Annotated in this window: 13 protein-coding genes and 1 pseudogene; 5 read left to right on the plus strand and 9 right to left on the minus strand. The window is 67.9% G+C overall.

The window, feature by feature from the left end; genetic code table 11:
• Positions 1 to 29 precede the first annotated feature (29 nt).
• Positions 30 to 1,859, plus strand: a complete 1,830-nt coding sequence (locus L995_RS19300) for an alkyl/aryl-sulfatase (protein ID WP_231574476.1) — start codon at positions 30 to 32, stop codon at positions 1,857 to 1,859.
• On the opposite strand, the gene L995_RS19305 is transcribed toward L995_RS19300, so the two are convergent.
• Positions 1,853 to 2,584: a uracil-DNA glycosylase gene (locus L995_RS19305; protein ID WP_047473041.1), complete on the minus strand. Its 732-nt coding sequence runs from the start codon at positions 2,582 to 2,584 to the stop codon at positions 1,853 to 1,855. The genes L995_RS19300 and L995_RS19305 overlap by 7 nt on opposite strands.
• Positions 2,585 to 2,814: 230 nt before the next feature.
• Here L995_RS19305 and L995_RS32135 point away from each other — a divergent pair.
• Both L995_RS32135 and L995_RS19310 read left to right on the plus strand, forming a co-directional pair.
• Positions 2,815 to 3,288: pseudogene (locus tag L995_RS32135) on the plus strand (HipA domain-containing protein); the annotation flags it as partial.
• Between the two features lie 13 nt (positions 3,289 to 3,301).
• Complete coding sequence (locus L995_RS19310) at positions 3,302 to 3,625, plus strand: helix-turn-helix domain-containing protein (RefSeq protein ID WP_016449541.1); 324 nt, start codon at positions 3,302 to 3,304, stop codon at positions 3,623 to 3,625.
• On the opposite strand, the gene trpC is transcribed toward L995_RS19310, so the two are convergent.
• The 8 genes from trpC to L995_RS19350 form a co-directional block, all read right to left on the minus strand.
• Complete coding sequence (gene trpC / locus L995_RS19315) at positions 3,622 to 4,425, minus strand: indole-3-glycerol phosphate synthase TrpC (protein ID WP_047473043.1); 804 nt, start codon at positions 4,423 to 4,425, stop codon at positions 3,622 to 3,624. The two genes, L995_RS19310 and trpC, sit on opposite strands and share 4 nt — an antisense overlap.
• A gap of 50 nt (positions 4,426 to 4,475) precedes the next feature.
• Positions 4,476 to 5,510, minus strand: coding sequence for an anthranilate phosphoribosyltransferase (gene trpD / locus L995_RS19320; RefSeq protein ID WP_013804671.1), 1,035 nt, complete (start codon positions 5,508 to 5,510; stop codon positions 4,476 to 4,478).
• Positions 5,511 to 5,539: 29 nt separating this feature from the next.
• Positions 5,540 to 6,127 (minus strand): anthranilate synthase component II, encoded by a 588-nt coding sequence (locus tag L995_RS19325; protein ID WP_012202700.1) that lies wholly within the window; start codon positions 6,125 to 6,127, stop codon positions 5,540 to 5,542.
• A gap of 398 nt (positions 6,128 to 6,525) precedes the next feature.
• Entirely contained in the window at positions 6,526 to 7,149 is a 624-nt protein-coding gene (locus tag L995_RS19330; protein WP_034366387.1) for a hypothetical protein, read from the minus strand.
• Positions 7,150 to 7,177: 28 nt separating this feature from the next.
• The gene (locus tag L995_RS19335) at positions 7,178 to 8,788 is read right to left on the minus strand and encodes a vWA domain-containing protein (protein ID WP_047473045.1); all 1,611 of its coding nucleotides are present in this window, start codon (positions 8,786 to 8,788) and stop codon (positions 7,178 to 7,180) included.
• Between the two features lie 2 nt (positions 8,789 to 8,790).
• Positions 8,791 to 10,035 carry a toxic anion resistance protein gene (locus L995_RS19340; protein ID WP_047473046.1) on the minus strand — a complete coding sequence of 415 codons (1,245 nt, stop codon included), beginning with the start codon at positions 10,033 to 10,035 and terminating at the stop codon, positions 8,791 to 8,793.
• 22 nt (positions 10,036 to 10,057) lie between these two features.
• The gene (locus L995_RS19345) at positions 10,058 to 11,170 is read right to left on the minus strand and encodes a hypothetical protein (RefSeq protein WP_016449536.1); all 1,113 of its coding nucleotides are present in this window, start codon (positions 11,168 to 11,170) and stop codon (positions 10,058 to 10,060) included.
• 139 nt (positions 11,171 to 11,309) lie between these two features.
• Complete coding sequence (locus tag L995_RS19350) at positions 11,310 to 12,806, minus strand: hypothetical protein (RefSeq protein ID WP_047473047.1); 1,497 nt, start codon at positions 12,804 to 12,806, stop codon at positions 11,310 to 11,312.
• A gap of 379 nt (positions 12,807 to 13,185) precedes the next feature.
• On the opposite strand from L995_RS19350, the gene L995_RS33285 reads away from it, so the two are divergent.
• Both L995_RS33285 and fabI read left to right on the plus strand, forming a co-directional pair.
• Complete coding sequence (locus L995_RS33285) at positions 13,186 to 13,350, plus strand: hypothetical protein (RefSeq protein ID WP_155294163.1); 165 nt, start codon at positions 13,186 to 13,188, stop codon at positions 13,348 to 13,350.
• 15 nt (positions 13,351 to 13,365) lie between these two features.
• The gene (gene fabI, locus L995_RS19355) at positions 13,366 to 14,133 is read left to right on the plus strand and encodes an enoyl-ACP reductase FabI (protein WP_016449534.1); all 768 of its coding nucleotides are present in this window, start codon (positions 13,366 to 13,368) and stop codon (positions 14,131 to 14,133) included.
• The last annotated feature ends 156 nt before the right edge of the window (positions 14,134 to 14,289 follow it).

The following is a 14,289-nucleotide window of genomic DNA, read 5'->3' on the forward strand; positions in this document are numbered from 1 at the left end:
CCGCGTAGCCGCTGGACGATGCGCAGGCCATGGGGGACGCCCGGCGCGGCCTGATCGCACCGGCCGACACCCTGGTCGTGCGCAATGCCCAGGGCCGTCCCATCTGGAGCATGCAGTCCTATGCCTTCCTGGAGCAGGACCAGGCGCCCGACACCGTGCACCCCGCGCTGTGGCGCCAGGCCCAGCGCAACCGCGTCAGCGGCCTGTTCCAGGTGACCGACAGGCTCTACCAGGTGCGCGGCCTGGACCTGTCGAACATGAGCATCATCGAGGGCGAGACCGGCCTGATCGTGGTCGATCCGCTGATGTACACCGAGACCGCCCAGGCCGCCATGGACCTGTACTACCAGCACCGACCGCGCAAGCCGGTGGTGGCCGTCGTCTACTCGCACAGCCATGTGGACCATTTCGGCGGCGTGCGCGGCGTGGTGCGCCAGGAAGAGGTGGATGCGGGCCGCGTGCAGGTCATCGCGCCCGCTGGCTTCATGGCCGAGGCCGTGGGCGAGAACGTCATCGCCGGCCACGCCATGGGCCGGCGCGCGCTCTACCAGTTCGGCATGCTGCTGCCGCGCGATGCCAGGGGACAGGTGGACGCAGGGCTGGGCAAGGCGGGTGCGCCCGGCACCATGGGGCTGATCGCGCCCACGCGCGTGATCGACAAGCCGCGCGAGACCCTGCGCATCGACGGCGTGGACATCGAGTTCACGCTCACGCCCGGGGCCGAGGCGCCGGCCGAGATGATCATGTACTACCCCCAGCTCAAGGTGCTGAACATGGCCGAGATCGCCGTGCACACCCAGCACAACCTGCTGCCGCTGCGCGGCGCCCAGGTGCGTGACGCGCTGGGCTGGTCCCGCCACCTGAACGACGCCCTGCACGCCTATGGCGGCCAGGCACAGATCCTGATCGCCCAGCACCACTGGCCGGTCTGGGGCCAGCCCCGGCTGCAGCGCATGCTGGCCGGCCAGCGCGACACCTACAAATACCTGCACGACCAGACCGTGCGCCTCATGAACCACGGCTACGTGGGCTCGGAGATCGCCGAGATGCTGAAGATGCCCGAATCCCTGGCCCGCGACGGCGCCACACATGCCTTCTACGGCCACCTGCGCCACAACATACGCGCCATCTACCAGCACTACCTGGGCTACTACGAAGGCAACCCGGCCCAGCTGGAGGCGCTGCCGCCCGTGCCCGCCGCACGCAAGACCGTGGAATACATGGGGGGCGCCGACGCCGTGCTGCGCCGTGCGCAAGCCGACTACGAACGCGGCGAATACCGCTGGGTGGCGCAGATCGCCTCGCAACTGGTCTTTGCCGACCCAGCCAACCAGGCCGCGCGCCGCCTGGCGGCCAATGCCTATGAACAGCTGGGCTACCAGATGGAATCGGCCACGGCCCGCAACGCCTTCCTGCAGGGCGCGGCGGAGCTGCGCCAGGGCGTGCCCCAGCTGCCCAGGCCCGGCAGCACCGCGCGCGACCTGGTGCGCAGCCTGCCGCTGGAGATGTTCTTCGACTACCTGGGCGTGCGGCTGGACGCGGGCAAGGCCGCAGGCCAGCGCATCGTGCTCAACTGGACCTTCACCGACACCGGCGAGCAGCGCAGCCTGAACCTGGAGAACAGCGCCCTCACCCAGAGCCCGGGCCTTGCGCCCGCCGCCCACGCGAGCCTGCGCCTGACGCGCGCCACGCTGGACGCCATTGCAGGCCAGGAGACCACGATGGCCGAGGCCATCAAGAGCGGCCAGCTGCGCATCGAGGGCGACGCCTCCAAGGTGATGGCGCTCATGTCCATGCTGGACCGCTTCGACAGCGTGTTCCCCATCGTGGAGCCACGCCCCGAGCGGGCCGCTCAGTAGCCGTGCTGGGCGCGGAAGTCGCGCGCCTTGCCGAAGTGCCCGTTGCCGATGAAGGGCACGGGCGGGCGCAGCGCCGACAGCGGCGAGGGATGGTTGCTGGTCAGCACCAGATGGCCCCGGTCGGCCGGAATGAAGGCGCGCTTGGACTGCGCATGGCTGCCCCAGAGCATGAAGACCACGGGGCGCGTGCCCTGGGCGATGTGTCGGATCACCGCATCGGTCAGCAGCTCCCATCCCTTGCCCGAGTGGCTGGCCGCCTGGCCTTCCTCCACCGTGAGACAGGTGTTGAGCAGCAGCACGCCGTTCCTGGCCCACTTGACCAGGCTGCCGCCCGGGTTGGGGAACGGCGGGAAGGGCACGCCCAGGTCACGCTGCATCTCCTTGAAGATGTTCTGCAGCGAGGGCGGCATGCGCACGCCCGGCGCCACCGAGAACGACAGGCCTTCGGCCTGCCCCCGGCCGTGGTAGGGGTCCTGCCCCAGGATGACCACGCGCACCTCATCGGGCGGTGTCAGCTCCAGCGCGCGCAGCGGCTGGGGCGGAAAGATCACCGCGCCAGCTTCCAGGCGCTGGTGCAGGAAGGTCAGCAGCTGCTGGCCCGTGGCACCCGCGAAGAAGTCCTCGACCAGGGGCTGCCAGTCGGGCGCAACGGGCCAGTCGGCGGGATCGGAGGATTGGAGTTGGTCGGCTTGCGCCGGGGCGATTGCGTCGTCTTGAAGGGCCATGGCGGATGGGGGCACCGCCGCCACATGCCGAGGCAGCAGCCTCCCTCAAAAAAGTACAGCTGAAATGCATGGGCGCAAGCGCCATGCCTGTTGGATCACGGCAAGCATACCTTTGCCTGCGGCGGGGAGGTACGTCCGCTTCCAATGGCGCCCCAAAGACAGACAGTGGTTACACGGAAAAACATACGAAAAACCTTGAGTCAGCCTGATGCTTTACCTAGAAATTCGTGCAAATGACCGCGAACTGCACACTACAACTGCACCAGGAAGTGCTCGAATACATCAAACGCGACATTGCCAACCTGGCCCTGGGCAACAAGGACAACCACGCGCGCAACACCGCCGTGCAGCGCGGTTTCGATGGCCGCATCGCGCTCACGCCCCTGTACGACTTTGCGCCCATGTATCTCCACCCGGACGGCATTGCCCGACGCATCCGCTGGCGGGATGAACAGGGCGGCCGGCCCGATTGGGGCCGTGTGCTGGATAGCGTCTGTGCGCTGGCCGCGCAGCTCCCTCGAAAACGCCGGGGCACGCAGTCGGAGCCGTTGCAGCGCGATCCACTGGTGAAAGGCCTCAAGGCCATGATTCCCGCGCTGGAGCGCATCGCCGCAGACGGTCTGGCGCTAGGGCTGGAGCCCGAGGTTCTCGGCCACCTGCGTCCCGCCCTCCTGGCACGTGCGCAGGAGCTCGCTGCGCTGCGCTGCGCTGAAGACCATGGACAAGCGTTTCACCCCCATTCCCATTGCCCAGCAGCTGGAGCTGCGCAGGCAGGCCATTGACGATGTGCTGGCCCACCCCGAATGGTCTTTGCCGCAGGCCGTGCGGCATCTGAAGAAGACCATGCGGCTGACCACGGCCGAGATGGCCAAGCTTTGCGGCGTTTCCTATAGAACGCTGCAGGACATCGAGCAGGAGCGCAGCGAAGGCAGCGTGCAGACCATGAACCGCATCTTGGCCATGCTGGGGCTCAAGCTCGGGGTGGTGCGCATCGTGCGGACCCCGGATTCACCGGCCGGCCCGCACAACGACGCGTCTTAGGCAAACAGCTTGGCCAGCGCCTCCCCCGGCTCCTTGGCGCGCATGAAGGCCTCGCCCACCAGGAAGCCGTGGATGCCGGCATCGCGCATGGCCTTGACGTCCTCGCGGCTGCCGATGCCCGACTCGGTGACCAGCAGGCGGTCGGCCGGCACGTTCTTTTGCAGGTCCAGCGTGGTCTGGATGCGGACCTCGAAGCTGCGCAGGTTGCGGTTGTTGATGCCCACCAGCGGGGTCTTGAGGCGCAGGGCGCGGTCCAGCTCGGCGCCGTCGTGCACCTCGACCAGCACGGCCATGTCCAGGCTGTGGGCGATCTGTTCCATCTCGGCCATCTGCGCGTCGTCCAGGCAGGCGGCGATCAGCAGCACGCAGTCGGCGCCCATGGCCCGCGATTCGTAGATCTGGTAGGGATCGACCATGAAGTCCTTGCGCAGCACGGGCAGGTGGCAGCTGGCGCGCGCCTGCTTGAGATAGTCCACGCTGCCCTGGAAGAACTGCTTGTCGGTCAGCACCGAGAGGCAGGCGGCGCTGACGCCCTTGCCGTCGCCATCGGCATAGCTTTGCGCGATGTCGGCGGGGATGAAGTCCTCGCGGATCACGCCCTTGCTGGGGCTGGCCTTCTTGATCTCGGCGATCACGCCGGCCTGGCCGGCGGCGATCTTGGCGCGCAGCGCGCCCACGAAGTCGCGCGTGAGCACGCGGCTTTCGGCGTCGCGGCGCATGTCCGCGAAGGGCATGCGCTTCTGGGCGGCGGCCACTTCCTGCACTTTCACGTCGCAGATTTGCTGGAGGATGTCGGACACGTTGCTTTCCTTGGTTTCTTGTATTCGGTGGTCGATGGGGGCTGCGCGGCTCAGGCCGTCAGCCGGGCCGTGTAGGCCACGAGTTCGTTGAGCTTGGCCAGGGCCGCGCCGCTGTCCAGCGCCGCCTGGGCGCGGGCCATGCCGTCCTCGATGCTGGAGGCCACGTTGGCCGCATACAGGGCAGCACCCGCGTTCAGGCAGACGATGTCGCGCGCGGCACTCTTTTCGCCATGGAGCACGCCCAGCAGCATGGCCTTGGATTCCTCGGGATTGTCCACCTTGAAGGCGCGCGTGCCCACCATGCGCAGGCCGAAGTCCTCGGGATGGATCTCGTACTCGCGCACCACGCCGTCCTTGAGCTCGCCCACCAGGGTGCCCGCGCCCAGGCTGATCTCGTCCAGGCCGTCGCGGCCATAGACCACGATGGCGTGCTCGGCGCCCAGGCGCTGCAGCGCGCGCACCTGGATGCCGACCAGGTCCTCGTGGAACACGCCCATGAGGATGTTGGGCGCGCTGGCCGGATTGGTCAGCGGGCCCAGGATGTTGAAGATGGTGCGCACGCCCAGCTCCTTGCGCACGGGCGCCACGTTCTTCATGGCCGGGTGGTGGTTGGGCGCGAACATGAAGCCGATGCCCACGTCGGCGATGCTGCGCGCGATCTGCTCGGGGCTGAGCTGGATGTTGACGCCCAGCGCCTCCATGGCGTCGGCGCTGCCGCTCTTGCTGCTGACGCTGCGCCCGCCGTGCTTGCTGACCTTGCCGCCCGCCGCCGCGATCACGAAGATGGAGCAGGTGGAGATGTTGAAGGTGTTGGCGCCGTCGCCGCCCGTGCCCACGATGTCCACCAGGTGGCGCTTGTCCTCCACATGGACCTTGTTGGAGAACTCGCGCATGACCTCGGCCGCGGCCGTGATCTCGCCGATGGTCTCCTTCTTCACGCGCAGGCCGGTGACGATGGCCGCCGTCATCACGGGCGACAGCTCGCCGCGCATGATCAGGCGCATCAGGTGCAGCATCTCGTCGTGGAAGATTTCGCGGTGCTCGATGGTGCGCTGCAGCGCTTCCTGGGGGGTGATCTGGGTCATTGCGGTGTCTCGGTTGGGTGCCGGCCTGCTCAGGCCTTCTGTTCCAGGAAATTCTTGAGCATGGCATGGCCATGCTCGGTGAGGATGCTCTCGGGGTGGAATTGCACGCCCTCGATGGCCAGGCTGGTGTGGCGCACGCCCTGGATCTCGCCGTCCTCGCTGGTGGCCGTGATCTCCAGGCATTCGGGCAGGCTGGAGCGCGCGATGGCCAGCGAGTGGTAGCGATTGACCGTGAACTGCTCGGGCAGGTCGGCGAACACGCCCTTGCGGTCGGTGGTGATGACGCTGGTCTTGCCATGCATCTGCTGGCCCGCGCGCACGATGTCGCCGCCGAAGGCCGCGCCAATGCTCTGGTGGCCCAGGCACACGCCCAGGATGGGCAGGCGGCCCGCGAAGTGCTGGATGGCGGCCACGGAAATGCCGGCTTCGGCCGGCGAGCAGGGGCCGGGCGAGATCACCAGGCGGTCGATCTTCTCGCGCTCGACCAGGGCGATCACCTCGTCCAGCGTGGCCTCGTCATTGCGCACCACGGTGACATCGGCACCCAGCTCGCCGAAGTACTGGACGATGTTGTAAGTGAAGCTGTCGTAGTTGTCGATCATCAGCAGTCTGGTCATACCGGCTCCTGGGTCTCAAAGGGAAAAACGGGTGGCGCGGGCATGCCGCAGCGAAGGCTGGCGCGGGCATGCGCGCAATGCTGCCTGGGTCTGGAAGGGGGAATCTGAGGGCATCTGGGCAATCTCCTGGGTTCTGGGAGCCGCCGTGCCGGGGAGCCATCTGCTGAGTGAGCCTTGCTGCCGTCACGGCGGCAAGGTGCGGTACGCAACCGCGACGACGTGCCGCTTCCTTATTGGAAGCGCCACCACTGTGCAACGATGATCGAAACGGGCGTACCGTTCATGGCTGTCTTGGATCGAGAGTTCAGGTGTCTGGAAGACGGGAATGCAGCAGGCTGCATGGCGAAGCATGCTAACACAGGGTCCGCGCAGCGTGGCGGGACGACCCTGCAGGCGCCTCACTTCAGGAAATCCGGCTGGTCGAACTTCTGCTTCAAGAAGCGGCCATTGGCCAGCAGCGCCTGCGCGTCGCTGGCCGCCACATGGGCCACCACCTGCTGCATCTGCCCGGCCAGCAGCGCCAGCTGCTCGGTCAACAGCTGCCTGGGCGTCTTGCCGTCCTGCACGGGCTGGGTGACACGGAACAGCGGCGGCAGCGCCGCATAGTGCGACAGCGTGGCCGGCAGGTACTGCAGCACCGTCTCGCGCACGGTGAACAGGCCGTCGTTGAAGACCGGGCCGGCTTCGGCCAGCGAGGGCAGCACCTCGTGCACCGAGCCGCGCACGCTGTCCAGGTGCTTTTGCATCTCGGGCGTGAGCATCGGGCGGGCCTTTTGCACCAGCTCGTCGATGCGTTCGCGGATGTCCTCGGCGCTCCAGTGCTGCTGCAGCGCCCGCTCGAAGCTGGCGCCCGCGGGCTGCAGGGCCCAACCCAGCAGCAGGCCCGCGACGTACAGGCCCAGGGTGATCCAGCCCCAGCCGGCGCCGATCACGCCGGCAAACAGCAGCACCGGCCCCAGCAGGGCCAGCGCCAGGCCGGCGAGGTTGCCGTTGCCGTAGAAGAAAAGCTGCAGGCGGCGCATCAGGCGGGTCCGATCGCTGGCGGCGCTGTCACTGGTAGCCCCGGATTTCCTTGAACACCAGCGGCAGTCCGCTCTTGCCGGTGTTGCGCGCATCGAAGGCGCGCCCGCCGGTCAGCGCGGCCAGGGCCTGCATTTCGCCGGACTGCGCCTCGCCAAAGATGATGGGAAAGACCCGCACCAGCGGCGCGCCGCCGTCGCGCGCCATGCGCTGCTCGCGCTCGAATGCGGCCCAGTCGCGGCCGGCCGTATTGGCGCCATCGGTCAGCAGCACGATGCTGACGAAGCGCTCGGGATCGGCCCGCAGTTCCTGGCGTGCCTGCTGCTGGGCCAGCGTGAGCGCGTCGTAGATGGCCGTGCCGCCGTCGGCCACCAGGCTGTCGGCATAGGCCAGCACCCGGGCGCTTGCGGCCTGCAGGTCGCCCGCCGCGAACTGCACGCGCGCGGGCTGGCCGACCAGACCCGAGAACGGAATCAGCAGCACGCGCTCGCGCGCCTGGAAGGCGGCGTAGCGCTGGCTGGCGGCCGAGGCCTCGGCGCCGGACAGCAGCTTGAGCGCCTCCTTCATCTGCGCCAGCCGTGCACCCTTCATGGAGCCGCTCACGTCCAGCACGAAGATGCTGGTGGCCGGACGGCGCAGATCGCTCTGGTAGGCCGAGAGCACGGCATCGATCACCTCCAGCCGGTTCGGAAAGCTCAGCTCCACCACGGGCGCCGTGGGCAGCGCCGGGCTGGCCTGCGCCTCGGGGCTGGCGGGGCGCAGCTGGGCCTGGCGCAGCGGCTGGCCCTGGAAGGCGGGGGCCTTGAACTGGGCGACCAGCCGGTCATAGTCTGCGCGCCGCGCAGCGCTGAGCAGCATCAGCGGATAGTCGGCCGAGATCACGCCGTCGCGCGGGTAGACCAGGGTCAGGCGGTCGGCGGCGGGCAGCTTCTCGTTCAGGCGCAGGATCACGGCCTCGTAGTTGACCAGCGCATCGACGGCGCCGGGCTCGCGCTCGAAGGCCTCGGCCAGCCAGCCGGAGCTGCCGGCGGTGAGCTTCTGGCCCGACAGGAAGTCCTTGAGCACCTTCGCGTTGACCTCCCTGGCGTCCAGGTCCTCGGTCTTGCCGGCCACGGCCGAGGCCACGGCGAACAGTGCGCTCATGCCGGTGTTGGAACTGGCCGGATTGGTCATGCCGTAGCGCAGCCGGCCCTGGGCGGCAGCGCGTGCGATGTCGGCCCAGGTGGGCGGGGCCTTGTCCCAGCCCAGCTTTTGCAGCACGGGGGCCTTCACGCCCAGGGCCACGCGCGAGTAGAAAAGCTTTTCGCGCGCCAGCGGCTTGTTCGCCAGCGCCAGCGCGGGATAGGCGCCATTGGGCGGCAGGATGGCGTCGTACTGCTCGCCCGCATTGATGCGCTCGACCATCTCCAGCGTGCCCGCATAGCTGAGCTTGAGCGGCACGCCCGCCGCCGTGGCGGCCTGCTCCAGCGCGGGCGCCACGTCCTTGAGCTCGGAGCCGGCCAGCACGGTGAATGCACCCTGGGGACCGGCGGGCGCATCGGCCTTTGCGGCGGCCTGCGGCGCGGGTTCGGGCGACTTGCCGCAGCCGGCCAGGACCAGCGCAAGGCCCAGCAGCCACCAGGCCGCCAGGCGCCGGAACATGCTCACAGCACCACCTCGCCGGCGGGCGCCTGCAGCGCCTCGCGCACGTCCTCGCGGCGGCTCTTTTCAAGATAGGCGCGTGACTTGTCCACCTCCTGCGACAGCGTGTCCACCGTGGTCTGCATGGAGGCCAGGGCCTTGACCTTGAAGTCGGCCATGGCGTCCATGGTCTGGTAGATGTTGCCGAAGGCCTGCTGCAGCCTGGCGATGTCGATGGTGCTGCCGGCCGCCTGCTCGTGGATCTTCCCGCTTTGCTCGCGCAGCAGCTCGCTGGTGCCGGCGATCAGGTTGCCCGTGGTGGTGTTCAGCGCCGTGATCTGGTCCAGCACCAGCTTCTGGTTGGCCAGCGCCTGCGCCACGATGACGGCCGTGCGCAGGGCAGAGACCGTGGTGGTGGTCGCGCGGTCCACGCCCTTGGCCAGTTCGAGGTTGTTCTTGCGCACCAGGTCCAGCGCCAGGTAGCCCTGCACGTTCACCGCCATCTGGGTGAGCAGGTCGGTGACCTTCTGGCGTGCGTAGAACAGCATGTCCTCGCGCACCACGCGCGTCTTTTCCGGGTCGCTGGCTTCCAGCTGCGCCGCCTTGGCCTCCAGCGCCGCGTCCAGCTTCTTGCCGATGTGGATGTATTTTTCCAGCCGCTCCATCAGGCCCCACAGGTTGGCCTTTTCCTGCTCGATGGCGGCGTTGTCGCGCAGCAGCTCGTCCTTGCCGCGCTTGAGGCTGTCGATGATGGCGTTCAGGTGGCTCTGGCTGGACTGGAACTTGTCGAAGTAGTCCACCAGCCTGTTGCCCATGGGGATCAGGCCCAGCAGCTTGCGCGGCTTGAACAGGTCATCCTGGTGCGAGGGGTCCAGCGCCTCCACCTGGCGGCGCAGGTCGATCAGGCCCTGGCCGATCTGGCTGCCCTGGTCGAACAGGCCGTTGTTCAGCGTCTTGACGGGGCGCTCCAGCATGCGGTTGGAGACGGCCGCAGCGGCCTGCACCTCCTTGTTGCCCATGCCGTGGATGCGCTCGACCGCGCCCTTGAAGGCGGGCGACTGGCTGTCGTTGGCGGTGATGTCGTCGATGAACTGCGCCACCTGCGCGTCCAGCTGCTGCACTTCCTCGGCCTTGAGGCGGACCTTGCCGCTGGCCGACTCGATGGGCACGGGCAGGGCGGGCGCAGGCGGCTCCAGCACGAAATCCTGCTCCTGTGCAGGCACGGCCACGGCGGCGCTGGCCGTGGTGGTCTGGGGGGTGTTGCTCATCGGTTGCTCCTGGAACGTTCGGTCATTTGAAGCGCTGCTCCATGTCCACGATCATTCGCTCCAGCCACTCCTGGCTGGGCGGTTCGATCACATCCACCAGCTGCGCGGGCGCCTGCACGCCCTGCCCGGCCCAGCGCTCGGGGCCGTGCGTGTCGCCGCCGGTGCGAAAGCCGTATTCCTGCGCCAATGCGCGCAGCTGCGGGTCGGATTCGAGCAACTGGCCCACGCGCTCGCCTGCCGGCGTGTAGGGCACGAGCACATGCTTGGAATACAGCGTGGGCTGCGGGTAGAGCATCACCATCTCGCCGCTCCTGCGCTGCGGGTGGCGCAGCAGGAACTCCACCAGCTGCGATTCATAGGCCACCAGCAGCGGCGCCTTGCCCATGCCCAGGGCCAGGTAGTCCTCGAACGGCCCGGCCGACGAGCTTTCCTGGAAGCCCTGGCGCAAAAACAGCGGCGCCACCTGGGGCATCACGCGCTCCAGGTCGGCCGGGCTTTGCACCACCTGCTGGCCGTTGAGCACATAGCTGGCCAGCGCCAGGTACATGGCCGCGCTGTTGGAGCTGCGCACATCGGTGCTGGCGGGCAGCACGGCCTTGCCGGTGGCAAAGGCGCCGGAGGCCTTCAGGTCACGCCAGCGCGTGCCCTTGCCGGCCATGGCCAGCAGGGCGGGAAGATCGGTCACGTAATGGAAGTCGCCCTGCTTTTGCGCAACGCCGTTGGCGATCAGGATCTCGGCAATGGGCCGCCAGCTGGCGAACACGATGGGCGTGTAGAACGGCGTGTAGACCGTGCCGGCCCTGGCCGCCGCCTTGAGCTGGGCTGCAGCCGGCGCCCCCGAGGGAAAGCCGAAGTCGTACTGCTTGGGGTCGTAGCTGTTGGCAATGCTGCGCGAGCCGGCCTTTTGCACCGTCACCGTCACGCCGTGGCGCGCCAGCACGTCGCGCACGCGCTCGTCCTGGAAGAAGGCTTCCTTCTCGGAGCCGATCAGGCCGCGCGCCGTCACGGCCTGCTGCTGCGCCCGCTGCGCCTGGCGGTCCTGCACCAGGGCCGTGCGCGAGTACCAGATGCCGCCGCCCACGGCCGCCAGCAGCAGCGCCGCCAGCCCCGCCGCCAAAGCACGGCGCGCGTTCATTGAGAGGCTCCGCCCTGGATGACGGCAAGATGAAATTCGGTCATGAACGCGCGGGCCGTTGTCATGTTCTGTTCAAAAAAACTTCTTATACGGAAGTTTTGTGACACAACGACGACACGCGGCCCGGCCCGCGCCGCGACTACCTCAACGCGAGTTGCTCAGTGAAGCTGCGCCCACCGGGCGTTTCGCGGTGCTGCTGGGTGCGGTGCTCCACCAGCTGGTCCCACGTCTGCATCTGGCGCTCCTGCGTCTTGCGCAGCGCGCCGGTGACCTGCTTGCCGGCTGTCTCGATCAGCGTGGTGATGGTGCGGCTGTCCTGCACCTTGGTCAGGTCATAGTTGCCCGACTGCAAATCCAGCATGCTGCGGTTGCGCGCCTTTTTGGACTCGGCGTTCAGGGACTCGGTCACCACCTGGGCGATCGACTCGCCCTCCCTGCCGCGGGACTGCCGGGTGGTCTTCTGGCCCACCTGGTACTCGGCGCGGCCGATTTCGGTCACGGCGCCGAATTCATTGGTGTTCTCGAAATCACCGCTGAAGCTGGCCTGGAAATCGGCCAGGCCGCTTTGCAGGGACTGCACGGAACGCTCCAGCCCGGAGAGCGCGACGATGGCGCCCGGCGCGGCCGGCGCCTGCGCGTTGTGCAGCTGACTGAAGGCACTCTTGAACATGTCCACCAGCGCCGCATCCGCACGGCCGCGCTGCGCGGCGGCATCAAAGCGCTTCAGATGCTGGTCCAGCGCGGACTGGCGCTGCGAAGCGCTGGCGCCCACGGGGGCATCGGACTCCAGGTTGACGGCCAGCTCGCCGGCCGCGCCCTTCATCGCCACCGATCGGCCATCGGCGCCCACATGCAGGCTGAACGAGGACAGGGGCTGCGAAGGCTTGGGGTTCTTGATGTCCAGGTCCAGGCCGGACAGCACGCTGCGGTCGAAGTCCATCAGCTTGCCCAGTTCCAGCTGGGGCTTGCCCGGCTTTCCCAGGCCTTCCAGCGCTTCGTCCAGCCCGTCGGCCAGCTGGGCAATGGCCGCGCTCTCGGCCTGGCTCAAGGCGCCGGAACTCTTGACCTCGACCCGCAGCCCGCTGCTGCTGCCCGCTTCGCTGCCGTCGTTCGTGGCAATCCGCAGCTCCACGGTCAGGCCCGATTGCGTGCGGATCTTCAGGCTCACGGTGGCAGCGCCCACGGACACATCGCTCAGTGCGGACTTGTCCAGGGCCTGTGCATCCGCGCTGCCTGCGACGGAGTCGGCCGCCGTGGGCGCCTGGTACTCCGCAACCGTCTGCTGGTAGTCCGACGGCGTGGCCGCAAAGCGCGACAGCAGGGCGCCGCCCAGGCCGCGCCAGCGGTCGGCCAGGCTGGCCGACGGGCCCAGGCCCAGGTTGCGCGCCATTAGGGTGCTGATGTCGTCCCTGTCTTGCGAGGCCCAGGCCCGGGTCAGCCTGAACTGCCCCAATTCCACGGGCTGCGGTTTGGCATAGATGACGCTGGACCCTGCGGACTGGCCCAGCGTGACCTGCGTGCCCGGGTCGGCGGGTGCAGCAGCTGCCGTGGTCGCTGACGACCTCACGGACACCGTGGGCCGCATGCCCGCTGCGCTGGCGGCAAAGCTGGCGCCGGTGGATGAAATGCTGGTCATGGATTGAACATCTTCCTTCGGTCTTGTCCCGACTGAATGGCGGCCCGGGCCTTTGCAGGCCGGGGATTTTCTCTGTCCACGGACCATCGGCAGATTTCCGGTTTTCTTTACCTCCCATGCACCAATATGGTGTGAATACCTTGTATTCATTGAAATCCGGCCAATACAGAGAATGCTCGGCTGTTGGCGCAAAAAGACACCATTGCTCTACTGGGCACAGCAACCGGCGGCAAGCGGCATTCTCCCCGTGAGGCAGCCCTCTTTGACCTGAGTCAAGACTATGGAGTGAACTGCATCGATATAACGAAACGGCATCGCCAAAATCGGTCGCTGCAGTGCAACATAGATAGAATGAAAAAGACCAGGAGACGATATTGGCATGCAAACCTTTGATTTGCATGCATCAAAACAAGCTATCAAAAGCTTCGTAGTCACAGGAAATACAAACATTCGCCGTGGCGCATATGTCGGCAATGCCGCGCCATGCCCCGTGATTCCTGACGAAGCCGCCCCAAGGCGGCCTGTTTCCCGGCAGACCTTCTGATCTGGAGCATTCGAGATGACGCTATTGGCTGGCAAAAAAGGCCTGATCGTCGGCATCGCCAACCGCGACAGCATTGCCTGGGCCTGTGCCCGGGCCATGCATGCGGCGGGCGCCGAGATCGGCGCGACCTGGCAGAACGACAAGGCCCGGGCGCATGTGGAGCCCCTGCTCGACGAGATCGGTGCCGAGCTGCGCATGCCGCTGGACGTGGGCGACGACGAGCAGATGCGCGCGCTGTTCGATGCCGCCGCCGTGCGCTGGGGCCGGCTGGACTTCGTGCTGCACGCCGTGGCCTACGCCCCGCGCAAGGACCTGCAGGGCCGCGTGGTGGACAGCTCCCGCGAGGGCTTTGCGCTGGCCATGGACATCTCCTGCCACTCCTTCATCCGCATGGCGCACCTGGCCGAGCCGCTGATGGCCGCCAGCGGCGGCAGCCTCATGACGCTGAGCTACCTGGGCGCCAGCGAGGTCATGCCGCACTACGGAATCATGGGCCCGGTCAAGGCCGCGCTGGAGTCCACCACGCGCTACCTGGCGGCCGAGCTCGGCCCCTCGCGCATCCGCGTCAATGCCGTCTCGCCCGGGCCCATCGCCACGCGCGCGGCCTCGGGCATTGCCGCGTTCGATGAACTCGTGGCCGACAGCGTGCGCCGCTCGCCCATTGCCGGCGAACTGCAGCCCGACGACGTGGGGCCGCTGTGCGCCTTCCTGGCCTCGGACGGGGCGCGCGCCATCACGGGCTGCACGCTGTATGTCGATGGCGGCCACCACATCCTCAACTAGCGGCTGCCGCACCGGCACCCCGCAGCACTGCAGATGACCCTCCCATTGCCCCGAACCGCCGCCGCCGCGCTGGCAGCCGCACTGGCCGCCGCACTGGCGGGATGTGCCTCCCTGGCGCCGCCGCACGAGCCGCCGCCCCTGCCCACGCCCACGCGG

The sequence above is a fragment of the Delftia sp. ZNC0008 genome (genome assembly GCF_000799035.1).
In the GTDB taxonomy this organism is placed as follows: Bacteria; Pseudomonadota; Gammaproteobacteria; order Burkholderiales; family Burkholderiaceae_C; genus Comamonas; species Comamonas tsuruhatensis.